Origin of the sequence: Paraburkholderia sp. SEWSISQ10-3 4 (genome assembly GCF_030464785.1) — a bacterium.
GTDB lineage: Bacteria > Pseudomonadota > Gammaproteobacteria > Burkholderiales > Burkholderiaceae > Paraburkholderia > Paraburkholderia aspalathi.
This window is the reverse complement of sequence record NZ_JALPRI010000042.1, coordinates 1-18299: the sequence shown is the minus strand read 5'-3', so window position 1 is coordinate 18299 and position 18299 is coordinate 1. Positions and strand designations below refer to the sequence as shown.

13 protein-coding genes, 1 tRNA gene and 1 pseudogene are annotated in these 18299 nt (G+C 58.7%); all 15 read right to left on the bottom strand.

Translation table 11 applies throughout. The features are described 5' to 3' along the window. The coding region (locus tag M0D68_RS36355) for a GTP-binding protein (RefSeq protein ID WP_254609635.1) at positions 1-235 on the bottom strand (235 nt) is incomplete at its 3' end. A 47-nt stretch (positions 236-282) separates the two neighbouring features. Continuing rightward, on the bottom strand, positions 283-2385 hold the full coding sequence (fusA, locus tag M0D68_RS36350) for an elongation factor G (RefSeq protein ID WP_093647721.1): 2103 nt from the start codon (positions 2383-2385) through the stop codon (positions 283-285). A 134-nt stretch (positions 2386-2519) separates the two neighbouring features. Further along, positions 2520-2990 (bottom strand): 30S ribosomal protein S7, encoded by a 471-nt coding sequence (gene rpsG, locus M0D68_RS36345; protein WP_006053291.1) that lies wholly within the window; start codon positions 2988-2990, stop codon positions 2520-2522. Between the two features lie 182 nt (positions 2991-3172). Beyond that, positions 3173-3553 (bottom strand): 30S ribosomal protein S12, encoded by a 381-nt coding sequence (gene rpsL, locus M0D68_RS36340; RefSeq protein ID WP_006998493.1) that lies wholly within the window; start codon positions 3551-3553, stop codon positions 3173-3175. A 221-nt stretch (positions 3554-3774) separates the two neighbouring features. Then, the gene (gene recQ / locus M0D68_RS36335) at positions 3775-5622 is read right to left on the bottom strand and encodes a DNA helicase RecQ (RefSeq protein ID WP_200650933.1); all 1848 of its coding nucleotides are present in this window, start codon (positions 5620-5622) and stop codon (positions 3775-3777) included. 218 nt (positions 5623-5840) lie between these two features. Next, positions 5841-10079 carry a DNA-directed RNA polymerase subunit beta' gene (rpoC, locus tag M0D68_RS36330; RefSeq protein ID WP_093647725.1) on the bottom strand — a complete coding sequence of 1413 codons (4239 nt, stop codon included), beginning with the start codon at positions 10077-10079 and terminating at the stop codon, positions 5841-5843. Positions 10080-10100: 21 nt separating this feature from the next. Continuing rightward, on the bottom strand, positions 10101-14207 hold the full coding sequence (gene rpoB, locus M0D68_RS36325) for a DNA-directed RNA polymerase subunit beta (RefSeq protein WP_054043374.1): 4107 nt from the start codon (positions 14205-14207) through the stop codon (positions 10101-10103). A 370-nt stretch (positions 14208-14577) separates the two neighbouring features. Continuing rightward, a complete protein-coding gene (gene rplL, locus M0D68_RS36320; RefSeq protein ID WP_054043372.1) occupies positions 14578-14952 on the bottom strand; it encodes a 50S ribosomal protein L7/L12 in 375 nt (124 codons plus the stop codon). Positions 14953-15015: 63 nt separating this feature from the next. Next, on the bottom strand, positions 15016-15519 hold the full coding sequence (gene rplJ / locus M0D68_RS36315) for a 50S ribosomal protein L10 (RefSeq protein WP_054043370.1): 504 nt from the start codon (positions 15517-15519) through the stop codon (positions 15016-15018). Positions 15520-15821: 302 nt separating this feature from the next. After that, the gene (rplA, locus tag M0D68_RS36310; RefSeq protein WP_011490061.1) at positions 15822-16520 is read right to left on the bottom strand and encodes a 50S ribosomal protein L1; all 699 of its coding nucleotides are present in this window, start codon (positions 16518-16520) and stop codon (positions 15822-15824) included. Further along, positions 16521-16952: a 50S ribosomal protein L11 gene (rplK, locus tag M0D68_RS36305; RefSeq protein ID WP_025496715.1), complete on the bottom strand. Its 432-nt coding sequence runs from the start codon at positions 16950-16952 to the stop codon at positions 16521-16523. Positions 16953-17117: 165 nt separating this feature from the next. Beyond that, positions 17118-17675 carry a transcription termination/antitermination protein NusG gene (gene nusG, locus M0D68_RS36300; protein ID WP_007180147.1) on the bottom strand — a complete coding sequence of 186 codons (558 nt, stop codon included), beginning with the start codon at positions 17673-17675 and terminating at the stop codon, positions 17118-17120. 1 nt (position 17676) lies between these two features. Further along, complete coding sequence (secE, locus tag M0D68_RS36295; RefSeq protein WP_046567533.1) at positions 17677-18057, bottom strand: preprotein translocase subunit SecE; 381 nt, start codon at positions 18055-18057, stop codon at positions 17677-17679. A 36-nt stretch (positions 18058-18093) separates the two neighbouring features. Next, positions 18094-18169: transfer RNA gene (locus M0D68_RS36290), tRNA-Trp, on the bottom strand. Positions 18170-18234: 65 nt separating this feature from the next. Next, a pseudogene (locus tag M0D68_RS36285) lies at positions 18235-18299 on the bottom strand (elongation factor Tu); the annotation flags it as partial.

Below are 18299 nucleotides of genomic sequence, written 5' to 3'. Positions count from 1 at the left end.
GTGCGTAGTGGCGGTTAGCCGTTTCGTACTCGACGTGCGCCGTGTTGATCGTGATACCACGCGCCTTTTCTTCCGGCGCCGCGTCGATCTGGTCGTATGCCTTTGCTTCGCCGCCAAACTTCTTGGTCAGCACCGTCGTGATCGCTGCCGTCAGCGTGGTCTTGCCGTGGTCAACGTGACCGATCGTGCCGACGTTCACGTGCGGCTTGGTCCGTTCGAATTTACCTTTAGCCATGTTTCTCTTCTTTCAAAAAGTTAATCGTTGAATGACTTGCCGCGCGATTACTTCGACTTGGCGTTGATGATCGCTTCCGACACGTTACGCGGTGCTTCGGAGTAGTGCTTGAACTCCATCGTGTACGTTGCACGACCTTGGCTCAGCGAACGCAGCGAGGTCGAGTAGCCGAACATTTCCGACAGCGGGACTTCGGCGCGAACGATCTTGCCGCCGCCAATCATGTCTTCCATGCCCTGAACAATACCGCGACGGCCCGACAGATCGCCCATCACGTTGCCCATGTAATCTTCCGGCGTTTCGACTTCGACGGCCATCATCGGTTCGAGGATGACCGGCTGAGCCTTGCGCATTGCTTCCTTGAACGCCATCGAACCGGCCATGCGGAACGCGTTTTCGTTCGAGTCAACATCGTGGTACGAACCGAACGTCAGGTGAACCTTCACGTCAACGACCGGGAAGCCTGCCAGCACGCCAGCCTTCAGCGTTTCCTGGATACCCTTGTCGACTGCCGGGATGTATTCACGCGGAATCACACCGCCCTTGATTTCGTCCAGGAACTCGTAGCCCTTGCCCTGCTCATTCGGCTCGAGCGTGATGACCGCGTGACCGTACTGGCCGCGACCACCCGACTGCTTGACGAACTTGCCGTCAACGTCCACCGCCTTGCCGCGGATCGTTTCACGATACGCCACTTGCGGCTTGCCGACGGTTGCTTCGACGCCGAATTCACGCTTCATCCGGTCAACCAGAATTTCCAGGTGGAGCTCGCCCATGCCCGAAATAATGGTTTGACCCGATTCTTCGTCCGTTTGAACGCGGAACGACGGATCTTCTTGAGCCAGACGGTTCAGTGCCAGACCCATCTTTTCCTGGTCCGGCTTCGTCTTCGGCTCAACAGCCTGCGAAATCACCGGTTCCGGGAAAATCATGCGCTCGAGCACGATCGGGCTTTGCGGATCGCACAGCGTGTCGCCGGTCGTTGCGTCCTTCAGGCCGACTGCTGCAGCGATGTCGCCTGCGCGCACTTCCTTGATTTCTTCGCGCTGATTCGCGTGCATTTGCAGAATACGACCCAGACGTTCTTTCTTGTCTTTGGTCGCGTTCAGCACCGTGTCACCCGAATTCACAATGCCCGAGTACACACGGAAAAAGATCAGCTGGCCAACGAACGGGTCAGTCATGATCTTGAATGCCAGTGCCGAGAACTTTTCGTCGTCAGCAGCGCGGCGCTCACCTTGCTCACCGTTTTCCAGCTCGCCGGTAACCGGCGGGATGTCGATCGGCGACGGCAGGAAGTCGAGCACGGCGTCCAGCATACGTTGCACGCCCTTGTTCTTGAACGCGGTACCGCACAGCATCGGCTGGATTTCGCAAGCGATCGTACGGTCGCGCAGACCCTTGATGATCTCCGCTTCCGTCAGCTCGCCTTCTTCGAGGTACTTGTTCATCAGGTCTTCGCTCGACTCAGCAGCCGCTTCGACCATCTTCTCGCGCCATTCGTTGCACGAATCAACCAGTTCCGCCGGGATCTCTTCGTACGAGAACTTCGTGCCTTGCGACGCGTCGTCCCAAATGATCGCTTTCATCTTCAGCAGATCGACGACGCCCGTGAAGTTTTCTTCCGCGCCGATAGGCACCACGACCGGAACCGGGTTTGCCTTCAGACGCAGCTTGAGCTGGTCGTAAACCTTGAAGAAGTTCGCGCCGGTACGGTCCATCTTGTTGATGAACGCGAGACGGGGAACCTTGTACTTGTTCGCCTGACGCCACACGGTTTCCGACTGCGGCTGCACGCCGCCCACTGCGCAGTACACCATGCATGCACCGTCGAGCACGCGCATCGAGCGCTCAACTTCAATCGTGAAGTCAACGTGGCCCGGGGTGTCGATGATGTTGATGCGGTGCTCGGCGCGATCGCCGGCCATGCCTTTCCAGAATGCCGTGGTAGCAGCGGACGTGATCGTGATGCCGCGTTCCTGCTCCTGCTCCATCCAGTCCATGGTGGCAGCGCCGTCGTGAACTTCACCAATCTTGTGGTTCACGCCGGTGTAGAACAGGATGCGCTCGGTCGTCGTCGTTTTGCCGGCGTCGATGTGAGCGCTAATACCGATGTTACGGTAGCGCTCGATAGGTGTCTTGCGAGCCACTTTGATCCTCTATTGGGATGACGCGATGCGAGAAAATACCCATCGCGCTGTAACACAAACGGGCGAGGCGCTTTGTAAGCGCACCCGCCCGGAATTTCTTTCCGTTTTTTCTGCTAAACCCGGGTTCGGGAAGCTTAGAAACGGAAGTGCGAGAACGCCTTGTTGGCTTCTGCCATCCGGTGAACTTCGTCGCGCTTCTTCATCGCGCCGCCACGGCCTTCAGCCGCTTCGGAGAGTTCACCTGCCAGACGCAGGGCCATCGACTTCTCGCTGCGCTTCTTCGCGGCTTCACGCAACCAACGCATCGCCAATGCCATACGACGCGACGGACGCACTTCGACCGGAACCTGATAGTTCGCACCACCAACGCGGCGGCTCTTAACTTCGACCACCGGCTTGACGTTGTTGAGCGCTACCGTGAACACTTCCAGCGGGTCCTTGCCACCCTTGGTCTGGATCTGTTCGAAAGCGCCGTACACGATGCGCTCAGCAACCGACTTCTTGCCGGAGAGCATCAGCACGTTCATGAACTTAGCTACATCTACGTTACCGAACTTCGGATCCGGCAACACTTCCCGCTTGGGGACTTCGCGACGACGCGGCATGTTTCTTCCTTTAACTTTTCAGTTGGAGCTATTTTTTAGCCCCGCGGCCACCAACTAACCCGATTCATCTCTAACGACTTACCAGCCTGGTCGGGTGACCACTTACTCGACAGCACCGGCAATTCCGGCACCACCGCTATTACCGCCTTTAAAGGCGACCTGAAACTACACTGACCGGCTAATTACTTGCCAGCCTTGGCACGCTTCGCACCGTACTTCGAGCGAGCCTGCTTACGATCCTTGACGCCCTGGGTATCCAGCGAGCCACGAACCATGTGGTAACGCACACCCGGCAAGTCCTTAACACGGCCGCCGCGAATCAGCACGACCGAGTGTTCCTGCAGGTTGTGGCCTTCACCACCGATGTACGAAATAACTTCGAAGCCGTTCGTCAGACGAACCTTGGCAACCTTACGGAGTGCCGAGTTAGGCTTCTTCGGCGTCGTGGTGTACACACGGGTGCACACGCCGCGACGCTGGGGGCAGTCCTGCAAAGCCGGGCTCTTGCTCTTCGTCGTTTCCGACGCGCGGCCTTTGCGAACCAGTTGATTGATGGTTGGCATTGTTTATTCCTGAAATTGAACAAAATCGACGCATCTGTTTCCGGGCAAAGCAGAAACGATTGCGCATCGAACTTCCGGACCGAGGGATCAGCGCACGAATTGACTTCGCACACAGGCATTCCAAGAACCGGAACCTAGCATAATATTCCGAAAATGCTAAGGGAGTCAACAGGTTGCGATGTTTCGCACGCCTGCCGACCTGAAACTGCGCTCGCCGGCGCTCAGTCGGCGCCGACGACTTCCAGCAACTCGTCGCCGAAACGGTCCAGCTTGCGGGCGCCCATGCCTGGAATGCCGCGCAAATCCTCAATGGAATCAGGGCCGTTGCGGGCAATTTCGGCCAACGTGGCGTCGTGGAAGATGACGTAGGCCGGCACGCCGTCGCTTTTCGCAGTCTCCGTGCGCCAGGCGCGCAGGCGCTCCCAGCGGGCGCGCTCGCGCGGACCCATGCCGATCGTCGGGTCGGCGCGCTCAGTGGTGCGGCTGGAAGACTGGCGGGTACGCGTCGGCTTCACGTAGCGGCGCATTGTTACGTTCTGCTCGCTCTTCAGCACTGCTTTGGCGGCTTCGGTCAGCACCAGCGAGCCGAAGCCTTCGTGGTCGACGGCGAGGTAGCCAAATGCGACGAGCTGGCGAAAAATGGCGCGCCACTCCGGCTCGCCGAGCGCCGCCCCAATCCCGAAGGTGGTGAGCTTCTCGTGGCCGCGCTGCAGGATCTTCTCGCTGCGGTTGCCACGCAGAATATCGATCAGGTGCCCAGCACCAAAGTGAAAACCACTCGCCCGCTGCGCGCGGAACACACATGACAGCGCCATCTGCGCTTCGCGCGTCGCGTCCCATGTGTCGGGCGGTTCGATACAGTTATCGCAGTTGCCGCAGGGCTTGCTCGACTCGCCGAAATACGCGAGCAGCCGCACACGGCGGCAGGTCGCCGCTTCGCACAGTCCGAGCAACGCGTCGAGCTTGCCAGTCTGCACGCGTTTATGCGCGTCGTCGGCGTCGGACTCGTCAATCATCTTGCGCTGCTGCACAACGTCGCCCAAACCGTACGCCATCCAGGCGTTTGCCGGCATACCGTCGCGACCAGCGCGCCCGGTTTCCTGGTAGTAACCTTCGACACTCTTCGGTAAATCAAGGTGAGCCACGAAGCGCACGTCCGGCTTGTCGATGCCCATACCGAACGCAATCGTCGCGCACATCACGATGCCTTCCTCGCGCTGGAACATCTCCTGATGCTTCTGGCGAATTTCGAACTCCATGCCAGCGTGGTACGGCAACGCGCGCATCCCCTTCTCTTTCAGCCACTCAGCCGTTTCTTCGACCTTGCGACGTGACAGACAATAGACAACGCCGGCGTCGGTCGTACCGTCCGGTTTCGAGTGTTCAGCGCGAATAAAGTCGAGCAACTGCGTGCGTGCATTGTCCTTTTCGACGATGCGATAGCGGATGTTCGGGCGATCGAAACTGGAGACGAAGATGCGCGCGTCATCGAGCGCGAGACGGTGGATGATTTCGTCGCGTGTGATCGCGTCGGCGGTCGCGGTGAGCGCGATGCGCGGCACGTTCGGAAAGCGCTCGTGCAGTACTGACAGCTGAATATATTCAGGGCGGAAATCGTGACCCCATTGCGACACGCAGTGCGCTTCGTCGATGGCGAACAACCCGATGCGCGTGCGCTCGAGCAATTCCTGGAAACGGGGCGTCATCAATCGTTCCGGCGCCACGTATAGCAGATCGATTTCGCCTTCGCGCAGCGCGCGCTCAGTGGCCATCGCTTCGGCGCTCGACAGCGTCGAATTCAGATACGCGGCCCTAACGCCCACTTCCTTCAGCGCAGCGACCTGGTCTTGCATCAGTGCGATCAGCGGGGACACGACAATCCCCGCTCCGCAGCCCGCCTCGCGCCGCACCAACGACGGGATCTGATAGCACAACGATTTGCCGCCACCCGTTGGCATCAGCACGAGACAATCGCCGCCGCCGGCGACGTGTTCGACGATTTCGCCCTGCTGTCCTCGGAATGCGGGGTAGCCAAAAACTTCGTTGAGGATTTCGAGCGGACGGGACATGAATTGGAGAGAAGCAGCGTGATGCCGGTGACACGAATTTTACCAACGCATTCGTGCTGCGCCCGCGCTTTGCGACAACGTTAGCCGTTCGGCCGACGAATCCGCAAAAAACGCACAAAAATGAGGCACCCGCAGTGCGTGGGACAAAAAAAAACCGCTCAGTCGAAACTGAGCGGCTTCGCTGGCTGGTGAGCCCAAGCGGCTTGCGCCGCCCGGACTTACTCGCCTGAGTGCTGCTGTTCGGCGGCCGGCGTTTCCGGCGTACCGAATTCGAACGACTCTTCCGCTGCGATCTGATCGAAACGCTCGCGGTCGGACAGTTCCTTGCTCTTGCGTGCCTTGTGGAACGCGAGACCAGTACCAGCCGGAATCAGACGACCAACGATCACGTTTTCCTTCAGCCCGCGCAGATCGTCGCGCTTGCCCATGATCGCCGCTTCGGTCAGCACGCGAGTCGTTTCCTGGAACGACGCCGCCGAGATGAACGAATCGGTCGACAGCGATGCCTTCGTGATACCGAGCAGCACGTTGTCGTAGGTTGCCGGGATCTTGCCTTCCGCAGCCATCCGGTCGTTCTCGTCGAGCATATCCGAGCGCTCGACCTGTTCGCCCATGATGAAGCGCGTGTCACCGTTATCGACGATCTGCACGCGGCGCAGCATCTGACGGACGATCACTTCAATGTGCTTGTCATTGATCTTCACGCCCTGCAGACGATACACGTCCTGCACTTCGTCAACGATATAGCGCGCCAGCGCTTCGACGCCCTGCAAACGCAGAATGTCGTGCGGATCAGCCGGACCGTCGACAATCATTTCGCCCTTGTTGACGACCTGACCATCGTGCACCAGAACCTGCTTTTCCTTCGCGATCAGGAACTCGTGCTGATTGCCTTCGAGGTCCGTGATAACGAGACGCTGCTTGCCCTTCGTGTCCTTACCGAACGACGTCGTGCCCGTGACTTCCGCCAGAATACCGGCGTCCTTCGGCGAGCGCGCTTCGAACAGTTCGGCCACACGCGGCAGACCACCGGTAATGTCGCGAGTCTTTTGCGATTCAACCGGGATACGTGCCAGCACTTCACCGACCTGCACTTGCTGACCGTCCTTCACGGTGATCAGAGCGCCGACCTGGAAGCCGATCTGCACCGAGTGCTCGGTGTTCGGGATCTTTACTTCTTCGCCGTTCGCGTCGAGCAGCTTGACCTGCGGGCGCACCGTCTTCGACGCTTGCGAACCGCGGCGCTTCACGTCGATCACGACCAGCGTCGAGAGACCCGTCACATCGTCGATCTGCTTGGCAACCGTCACGCCTTCTTCGACGTTTTCGAACTTCACCGTACCACCGTACTCGGTGATGATCGGACGCGTCATCGGATCCCACGTCGCCAGTTGCGTGCCGGCCTTGATCTGCGCGCCGTCCAGTTGCAACAGCGTCGCGCCGTACGGCACCTTGTGACGTTCACGCTCGCGGCCGTGGTCGTCGGTGATCATCGCTTCGCCCGAACGCGAGATGACGATCTGCTCGCCCTTCGCGTTGGTGACGTAACGCATCGTCGCCGTGAAACGCACCGTACCGTTCGACTTGGCTTCAACCGACGAAGCCACTGCTGCACGCGACGCCGCACCACCGATGTGGAACGTACGCATCGTGAGCTGCGTGCCCGGTTCACCGATCGACTGAGCAGCGATCACGCCAACTGCTTCACCGACGTTGACCGACGAGCCACGACCCAAGTCGCGGCCATAGCAGGCTGCGCACAGACCGTAACGCGTTTCGCAAGTCAGCGGCGTACGCACGCGCACTTCGTCGATGCCGAGGCGCTCGATTTCTTCGACCGCGTCTTCGTCGAGCAACGTGCCCGTTTCGTACAGCGTTTCCTGCGTTTCCGGATTGACGACGTCGGCCACCGTCACGCGACCGAGGATACGGTCACGCAGCGCTTCGACAACTTCACCGCCTTCGACCAACGCCTTCATCGCGACGCCGTTGGACGTACCGCAATCGTCCTCGACCACCACCAGATCCTGCGTCACGTCGACCAGACGACGCGTCAGGTAACCCGAGTTTGCCGTCTTCAGTGCCGTATCAGCCAGACCCTTACGTGCGCCGTGGGTCGAGATGAAGTACTGCAACACGTTCAGGCCTTCACGGAAGTTCGCCGTAATCGGCGTCTCGATGATCGAGCCGTCCGGCTTCGCCATCAGGCCACGCATACCGGCCAGCTGACGAATCTGAACCGCGGAACCACGAGCACCCGAGTCAGCCATCATGTAGATGGAGTTGAACGATTCCTGACGCGTTTCGTTGCCGTCGCGATCGACCACCGGTTCCGTCGACAGCTGCTCCATCATCGCCTTGCCGACCGCTTCCGACGTTGCCGACCAGATGTCGACCACGTTGTTGTAGCGTTCTTGCGACGTGACGAGACCCGACATGTACTGACGGTCGTATTCCTTCACCTTCTTCGCGGCGTCGCCGACGATCTGTTCTTTCTGCGGCGGCACGAGCATGTCGTCGACGCAAATCGAAATACCGGCGCGCGTTGCCAGACGGAAACCCGACTGCATCAACTGGTCGGCGAAAATCACCGTTTCACGCAGACCGCACTTGCGGAATGCGGTGTTGATGAGGCGCGAAATTTCCTTCTTCTTCAGCGGCTTGTTCAGCACCGAGAACGGCAGGCCCGGCGGAAGGATTTCCGACAGGATTGCGCGGCCGACGGTCGTCGCGTACAGCGAGATCTTCGGCACGAACGCCGGTGCGCCTTCCGACTTGTCTTCGTTGTGGACCATTTCCGTGATCCGCACGTTGACGCGCGAGGCCAGCTCGACTTCCTTGTTCTCGTAAGCACGCAGTGCTTCAGACACGCCGGTGAACGTCAGGCCTTCGCCCTTGGCGTTCACTGCTTCACGCGTCGCGTAGTACAGGCCGAGCACGATATCCTGCGACGGCACGATCGACGGATCGCCGTTGGCCGGGAACAGGATGTTGTTCGACGCCAGCATCAGCGTACGCGCTTCCATCTGCGCTTCGAGCGACAGCGGCACGTGCACAGCCATCTGGTCACCGTCGAAGTCGGCGTTGAACGCCGCGCAAACGAGCGGGTGCAGCTGGATAGCCTTACCTTCGATCAGCACCGGCTCGAAAGCCTGAATGCCAAGACGGTGCAGCGTCGGCGCACGGTTCAGCATGACCGGATGTTCGCGGATCACCTCTTCGAGGATGTCCCACACCACCGGCGTCTGGTTCTCGACTTCCTTCTTCGCAGCCTTGATGGTGGTAGCAACACCCATCACTTCGAGCTTGTTGAAGATGAACGGCTTGAACAGTTCGAGCGCCATCAGCTTCGGCAGACCGCACTGATGCAGCTTGAGCGTCGGGCCGACCACGATCACCGAACGGCCCGAGTAGTCAACGCGCTTACCGAGCAAGTTCTGACGGAAACGACCGCCCTTACCCTTGATCATGTCAGCGAGCGACTTCAGCGGACGCTTGTTCGCGCCAGTCATTGCCTTACCGCGACGACCGTTGTCGAGCAGCGAATCGACGGCTTCCTGCAGCATCCGCTTTTCGTTGCGGACGATGATTTCAGGCGCCTTCAGTTCGAGCAGACGCTTCAACCGGTTGTTACGGTTGATCACGCGGCGATACAGGTCGTTCAGGTCCGACGTCGCGAAGCGACCGCCATCCAGCGGCACCAGCGGACGCAGTTCCGGCGGCAGCACCGGCAGCACTTCGAGCACCATCCAGTCAGGCTTGATGCCCGAACGTTGGAAAGCCTCGAGCACCTTCAGGCGCTTCGCGTACTTCTTGATCTTCGCTTCCGAACCCGTGTTCTTGAGTTCGGTGCGCAGCATCTCGACCTGTTCGTCGATGTTGATCGCGCGCAGCAGTTCGCGAACGCCTTCCGCGCCCATTTCGGCACGGAATTCGTCACCGTACTCTTCGACCTTGTTGTAGTAATCCTCTTCCGTCATGATCTGCCGCGCTTTCAGCGGCGTCATGCCCGGATCGATCACCACGTATGCTTCGAAGTACAGCACGCGCTCGATGTCGCGCAGCGTCATGTCGAGCACCATGCCCAGACGCGACGGCAGCGACTTCAGGAACCAGATGTGAGCGACCGGCGAGGCCAGCTCAATGTGGCCCATCCGTTCGCGACGCACCTTCGCGAGCGTCACTTCGACGCCGCACTTTTCACAGATCACGCCACGATGCTTCAGGCGCTTGTACTTGCCGCAAAGGCATTCGTAGTCTTTGATCGGCCCGAAAATCTTCGCGCAGAACAAACCATCGCGTTCCGGCTTAAACGTCCGGTAGTTGATGGTTTCCGGCTTCTTGACTTCACCGAACGACCACGAACGGATCTTGTCTGGCGAGGCCAGACCGATCTTGATCGCGTCAAAAACTTCAGGCTGTTGGACTTGCTTGAATAGATCGAGCAGAGCTTTCATTGCTTTCTCTCCGTAGTCCGATTAGTTGCGGTCGAGGTCGATATCGATACCGAGCGAGCGGATTTCCTTCACGAGCACGTTGAAGGATTCCGGCATGCCGGCGTCGATCACGTGATCGCCCTTGACCAGGTTCTCATACACCTTGGTCCGGCCCGCCACGTCATCCGACTTCACCGTCAGCATTTCTTGCAACACGTACGATGCGCCGTACGCTTCGAGCGCCCACACTTCCATTTCACCGAAACGCTGGCCACCGAACTGCGCCTTACCGCCCAACGGCTGCTGCGTCACGAGCGAGTACGGGCCCGTGGAACGCGCGTGCATCTTGTCGTCGACCAAGTGGTGCAGCTTCAGGTAGTGCATGTAGCCGACAGTCACCGTACGCTCGAACATCTCACCCGTGCGGCCGTCATACAGACGCACCTGGTTCTTCGACGGCGTCATGCCGAGGTTCTTCGCGATGTCGTCCGGGAATGCCAGATCCAGCGCGCGCGACATTTCTTCTTCTGTCGCACCGTCGAACACCGGCGTGGCAAACGGAACGCCTTCGCGCAGGTTCTTCGCCAGTTCGACGATTTCGTCGTCCGTGAAGCTGTCCAGCTCTTCAGCGCGGCCCGACTCGTTGTAGATCTTGGTCAGGAATTCGCGCAGTTCTGCGATCTTCGCCTGACGTTGCAGCATTTCTGCAATACGCCAGCCGAGACCCTTCGCGGCCCAACCCAGATGCACTTCGAGAACCTGACCCACGTTCATCCGCGACGGCACGCCGAGCGGGTTCAGAACGACGTCAGCCGGACGGCCATCGGCCATGTATGGCATGTCTTCGATCGGAACGATCTTCGACACCACACCCTTGTTACCGTGACGGCCGGCCATCTTGTCGCCAGGCTGCAGACGACGCTTAACAGCCAGATACACCTTGACCATCTTCAGCACGCCCGGCGGCAGTTCGTCGCCTTGCGTGAGCTTCTTGCGCTTTTCTTCGAACGCCAGATCGAACTGGTGACGCTTCTGTTCGATCGAGTCCTTGATAGCCTCGAGCTGTGCCGCTGCTTCTTCGTCCGCGAGGCGGATATCGAACCAGTGGTAGTGGTCGAGATCTTCCAGGTAAGCCTGTTCGATCTTCGTACCCTTCGCGAGCTTCTTCGGACCGCCGTTTGCGACCTTGCCGGTCAGCATACGTGCGAGACGCTGGAATGCATCGCCTTCCACGATACGCAGCTGGTCGTTCAGGTCGAGGCGATAACGCTTCAGTTCATCGTCGATGATCTGTTGCGCACGCTTGTCGCGCTGAATACCTTCACGCGTGAACACTTGAACGTCGATGACCGTACCGCTCATGCCCGACGGCACGCGCAGCGACGTGTCCTTCACGTCCGAAGCCTTTTCACCGAAGATCGCGCGCAGCAGCTTTTCTTCCGGCGTCAGCTGGGTTTCGCCCTTCGGCGTGACCTTACCGACCAGCACGTCGCCTGCTTCGACTTCAGCGCCGATGTAGACGATGCCCGACTCATCGAGACGGCCGAGTTGCACTTCAGCCAGGTTCGAGATGTCGCGCGTGATTTCTTCCGGTCCGAGCTTCGTATCGCGAGCTACGACATTCAGTTCTTCGATGTGGATCGACGTGTAACGGTCGTCAGCAACCACCTTCTCCGAGATCAAGATCGAATCTTCGAAGTTGTAGCCGTTCCACGGCATGAACGCGACCAGCATGTTCTGGCCGAGAGCCAGTTCGCCGAGGTCGGTCGATGCACCGTCAGCCAGCACGTCGCCACGCGACACGATATCGCCGACCTTCACGATCGGGCGCTGGTTGATGTTCGTGTTCTGGTTCGAACGCGTGTACTTGATCAGGTTGTAGATGTCCACGCCGACGTCGCCAGCAACGGCTTCATCGTCGTTCACGCGGATCACCATACGGCCTGCGTCGACGTAATCGACCACACCACCGCGGAATGCCTGAACCGTCGTACCCGAGTCGACTGCCACCGTGCGTTCGATACCCGTACCGACCACGGCCTTTTCAGGACGCAGACACGGCACAGCCTGACGCTGCATGTTCGAACCCATCAATGCGCGGTTCGCGTCATCGTGCTCGAGGAACGGAATCAGCGATGCTGCCACCGAGACGATCTGCGACGGCGCCACGTCCATGTACTGGATGCGGTCCGGCGTAACCATCAGCGTTTCGCCTGCTTCACGCGACGACACCAGTTCGTCGGTCAGCGAGCCGTCAGCAGCAACCGCCGCGTTCGCCTGAGCGATCACGTAACGACCTTCTTCGATCGCCGATAGATAATCGATCTGATCGGTCACCTTGCTGTCCACAACCTTGCGATACGGCGTTTCGAGGAAGCCGTATTCGTTCAGGTGCGCGTACAGTGCCAGCGAATTGATCAGGCCGATGTTCGGACCTTCCGGCGTTTCAATCGGGCACACACGGCCATAGTGGGTCGGGTGCACGTCGCGGACTTCAAAGCCGGCACGCTCACGCGTCAAACCGCCCGGGCCAAGTGCCGAAACACGGCGCTTGTGGGTGATTTCCGACAGCGGGTTGGTCTGGTCCATAAACTGCGACAGCTGCGACGAACCGAAGAACTCGCGAATCGCCGACGAAATCGGCTTCGAGTTGATCAGGTCGTGCGGCATCAGGTTTTCGCTTTCGGCCTGGCCGAGGCGTTCCTTTACAGCACGTTCGACACGCACGAGACCTGCGCGGAACTGGTTTTCCGCCAGTTCGCCGACGCAACGCACACGACGATTGCCCAAGTGGTCGATGTCGTCCACTTCGCCCTTGCCGTTACGCAGTTCGACCAGGATCTTGATCGTTGCGAGAATGTCGTCGTCTTGCAGCGTCATCGGGCCGACGATTTCGTCGCGACCGACACGGCGGTTGAACTTCATACGACCCACCTTGGACAGGTCGTATGCGTCTTCGCTGTAGAACAGACGGTTGAACAGCGCCTCGACCGCTTCTTCGGTCGGCGGTTCGCCCGGACGCATCATGCGGTAGATCGCAATGCGTGCAGCCATCTTGTCCGCGGTTTCGTCGATACGCAGCGTCGACGAGATGTACGGACCTTGATCCAGATCGTTCGTGTAGAGCGTCTGGATGTCTTTGATCTTCGATTCGCGGAGCTTTTCGAGGACGGTTTCGGTGATTTCGTCGTTCGCGTTGGCGATGACTTCACCCGTGTCCCCGTCAACGACGTTCTTCGCGAGCACGCGGCCGAGCAGATAGTCTTCCGGCACCGAGATGAACTTCGTCTTCGCGTTGTCGAGATCGCGAATGTGCTTGGCGTTGATCCGCTTGTCCTTCTGGACGATCACGTTGCCATCACGGTCCGTGATGTCGAAGCGCGCGACTTCACCACGCAGACGCTCCGGCACGAATTCCATCTGCGCGCCTTCCGGCATCAGCGTGAAATTGTCGAACACGAAGAAGTTTGCGAGGATCTGTTCCGGCGTCAGGCCAATCGCCTTCAGCAGGATCGTGACCGGCATCTTGCGACGGCGGTCAACGCGGAAGTACAGCACGTCCTTCGGATCGAATTCGAAGTCGAGCCACGAACCGCGGTAAGGAATGATACGTGCCGAGAACAGGAGCTTGCCCGAGCTGTGCGTCTTGCCTTTGTCGTGTTCGAAGAACACGCCCGGCGAACGATGCAGCTGCGAAACGATCACACGTTCCGTGCCGTTGATGACGAACGAACCCGTCGGCGTCATGAGCGGAATTTCGCCCATGTACACTTCCTGTTCCTTCACTTCCTTGACGACCGGCTTGCTCGGCGATTCCTTGTCGAGCAGCACCAGGCGCACTTTCGCGCGCAGTGCTGAGCAGTACGTCAAACCGCGCTGCTGACATTCCTTGATGTTGAATGCCGGCGGCGACAGCATGTAGCTGACGAACTCGAGACGCGCGAAACCGTTGTGCGAAACGATCGGGAAAACGGATGTAAACGCAGCCTGCAGGCCTTCCGGCTTGCGTTGCGTAGACGACGTGTCTGCTTGCAGAAACGTGCTGAATGATTCAAGCTGGGTAGCCAGCAGGAAAGGTACTTGGTGAACGATGGGGCGCTTCGCAAAACTCTTGCGAATGCGCTTCTTCTCGGTGAAGGAATATTGCATACGATCTCCGAATCACGGCGGGCATTGTTGTCGAGGCAGGATACCTTGATGTGACAACCCGAGTGTTCACCGACTGAGACCCGATGGCCGTCCGATGGCTTGAACGAGCCTAGAAGCTTGGTGGTTGGCCGCTACCAACCGCTGGCTGACGGCAGCGGATGCCTATGTTGCCCGCTACCCGACCAAACTTGCCTTCTGCAGTCGCTTCAGAAGACAAAGAGAAGCGCCGGTCAATATTGCCGACAGGCGATTTTCTTTGGCTTCTGGGACCCCTGTTCTTGCCGAAACTAGCTGACAAAAACATGGTTCCCACAAAGCACAAAAAGGCCGGCGGTGGAAAACCGCCAGCCTTCGCACAACGCGCCGAAACTTACTTGATTTCAGCCTTCGCGCCGGCTTCTTCCAACTTCTTCTTGGCTTCTTCAGCAGCAGCCTTCGGTACCGACTCCTTAACAGGCTTCGGTGCACCGTCGACCAGGTCCTTCGCTTCCTTCAGGCCGAGACCCGTCAGTTCACGAACAGCCTTAATAACCGAAACCTTGTTCGCGCCGACTTCCGTCAGGTTGACCGTGAATTCGGTTTGCTCTTCAGCAGCAGCAGCAGCGCCGCCGCCTGCCGGGCCTGCCACTGCAACAGCAGCTGCCGACACGCCAAACTTTTCTTCGAACGCCTTGACCAGCTCGTTCAGTTCCAGAACCGACATCGAGCTTACTGCCTCGAGGATGTCATCTTTTGCGATTGCCATTTGAAATACTCCTAAATTGAATTCGGATACAGCCAGCGATCAATCACGCTCGACTGAAGTGCGTTACGCAGCAGCTTCTTCGCCTTGTTTCTTTTCTGCCAGCGCGGCCAAAGCGCGCGCAAAGCCGGAAACAGGTGCTTGCATAACGTACAACAGCTTGGAGAGCAGTTCTTCGCGGCTCGGGATGTTTGCCAGCGCTTGCACGCCAGCCTTGTCCATCACCTTGCCTTCGTAGGAACCAGCCTTGATGATCAACTTGTCATTGCTCTTGCCGAAGTCGTTGACGACCTTAGCAGCGGCAATGGCATCTTCCGAGATGCCGTAGATCAGGGGACCGGTCATCTGCTCTGCCAAAGAAGCAAACGGGGTACCTTCAACAGCGCGACGCGCCAGCGTGTTTTTCAACACGCGAAGGTAAACCTGTTGCTCACGCGCTTTCGCGCGCAGCTTGGTCAGATCGCCAACCGTGATCCCACGATACTCAGCCAGAACCACGGTCTGGGCTTTCGCGACTTGCGCGGCAACCTCAGCGACGACGGCCTGCTTGCTTTCTTTATTGAGTGGCACGGTTAACCTCCAGATTCGATACACGCAGCGTGCGCCTTGTGTACCGCGTTCAATAACGGCGTCCGACCAGTCAGGAGTATTTCGACCGCCCGATGCCCACATTGCTGCGGACATCAAACGGTTTCATCACTACAAAACCTTTTCGGGTTCGCCATCTGCGTTGGCTTTGCATTAAGGGTTCGCCTACCTGATGCGTTCCCGCCAACGGTCTTTGACAACCGGTCGCTCGATGCAGACTGCCATCTTGCGACCGCCCAAAGCCCATAAAACCGCCTCGACTCGCATCGAGGCGATGAAATTTATTACTGTGCTGCGAGCGATGCCTGGTCGACGCGAACGCCAACGCCCATCGTGCTCGACAGCGCAACCTTGCGCAGGTACACACCCTTGCTCGTTGCCGGCTTCGCCTTTTGCAGCGCGTCGACGAGAGCGTTCAGGTTGCTACGCAGAGCCGTCGGCTCGAACGAAGCACGACCAATCGTGGCGTGGATGATACCGGCCTTGTCGACACGGAATTGCACCTGACCAGCCTTGGCGTTCTTGACTGCAGTCGCGACGTCCGGCGTGACCGTGCCAACCTTCGGGTTCGGCATCAGGCCGCGCGGGCCGAGGATCTGACCGAGCGTACCGACAACGCGCATCGTGTCCGGCGAAGCGATCACGATGTCGAAGTCCAATTTGCCAGCCTTGACTTGTTCAGCCAGGTCTTCCATACCGACGACTTCTGCGCCGGCTGCACGAGCTTGCTCAGCCTTTTCGCCTTGTGCAAACACAGCCACGCGAACCGACTTACCGGTACCTGCCGGCAGCACGACCGAGCCACGAACCACTTGGTCCGACTTCTTCGCGTCGATGCCGAGTTGCACTGCAACGTCGATCGACTCGTCGAACTTCGCGCTTGCGCATTCCTTCACGAGCGACAGAGCTTCGTCGATCGCGTACAGCTTTTGACGATCAACCTTGGCTGCAAATGCTTGCAGACGTTTTGAAAGCTTAGCCATTTACACGCCCTCCACGGTGATGCCCATCGAGCGGGCGCTACCAGCGATCGTACGAACCGCTGCGTCCAGATCAGCTGCCGTCAGATCGGGCATCTTGGTCTTGGCGATGTCTTCAGCTTGAGCGCGGGTGATCTTGCCGACCTTGTCGGTGTGCGGCTTGGCCGAACCCTTGTCGATCTTCGCTGCCTTCTTGATCAGAACCGTAGCCGGCGGCGTCTTCAGAACAAACGTGAAGCTCTTGTCCGCGAACGCGGTGATCACGACTGGAATCGGCAGACCCGGTTCCATAGCTTGAGTCTGCGCGTTGAACGCCTTGCAGAACTCCATGATGTTCAGGCCGCGTTGGCCCAGTGCCGGACCGACCGGCGGCGACGGGTTGGCTTTACCTGCAGGAATCTGCAGCTTGATAAAGCCGATGATTTTCTTTGCCATTTTGAAAACCTCTTAGGAACGCCGCCCTAGTACAAGCGGACATTCAGTGAGTAGTAGCGCGCGTTCGCCGAAAGACAGACTACTTACGCTCCTCAACGGCCATTACGCGGACCGTAAGCGCGAAATACGGAACGCACCGATCGGCGCGCCCCGTAAAATTCTGGATTACAACTTTTCGACCTGGCCGAATTCCAGCTCGACCGGCGTTGCGCGGCCGAAGATTGTAACGGAAACACGGACGCGCGACTTTTCGTAGTTCACTTCTTCGACGCTGCCGTTGAAATCCGTGAACGGACCGTCCTTCACCCGCACCATCTCGCCTACTTCGAACAGGGTCTTCGGACGCGGCTTTTCCACGCCTTCCTGCATTTGCGACATGATCTTCTCGACTTCCCGCGGGGAAATCGGGCTCGGACGATTACGCGCACCGCCTACGAAACCCGTCACCTTTGCCGTGTTCTTCACGAGGTGCCACGTTTCGTCTGTCATTTCCATTTCCACAAGGACATAGCCCGGGAAGAAACGACGTTCGGTCACCGATTTGTGACCGCCCTTCACCTCGACCACTTCTTCAGTCGGAACGAGGATTTGACCAAACTGGTCTTGCATGCCAGCACGTTCGATGCGCTCTTGAAGCGCACGTTGCACGCTCTTCTCCATGCCGGAGTAGGCGTGCACCACGTACCAACGTTTGCCGCTCGGGGATGCCGGAGTATCGCTCATATCATTTCCAACCCAGAATCACCGAGAAAATCGCCCACTCAATGGATTTATCGCTAATCCAAAGAAAGATCGCCATGACGAACACGAAGCCGAACACTACGAGCGTTGTCTGGGTGGCCTCTTTACGAGTCGGCCAGACAACCTTGCGAACTTCTTTGTACGAGTCTTTGGCGAAAGCGATGAAACCCTTGCCAGGCGCGGAGAGAAGACCGACTGCAACACCCGCGATAGCGCCAACAGCCAAGGCGGCTCCGCGGACGTACCATTCCTGGCCGCTGAGCCAGAAGAACCCCACGAACCCGGCCAAGACCAACAATACGCCCGCGACGAGCATCAGCTTGTCGCCGGATGTATTTACAGTTTCGACGGAAGGATTCGCCATAACACCTTAACGAAGCGCCATATACGACGCGAGAGTTGGCAGGGGCAGAGGGAATCGAACCCCCAACCTTCGGTTTTGGAGACCGACGCTCTGCCAGTTGAGCTATACCCCTAAACCATTTTGGGGTTGACGACACCGCCAACCCCGAAACTACCGATCAACGAGAACTTTCTGGCGTTACTCGAGGATCTTGGCAACCACACCTGCGCCGACCGTACGGCCGCCTTCGCGGATTGCGAAGC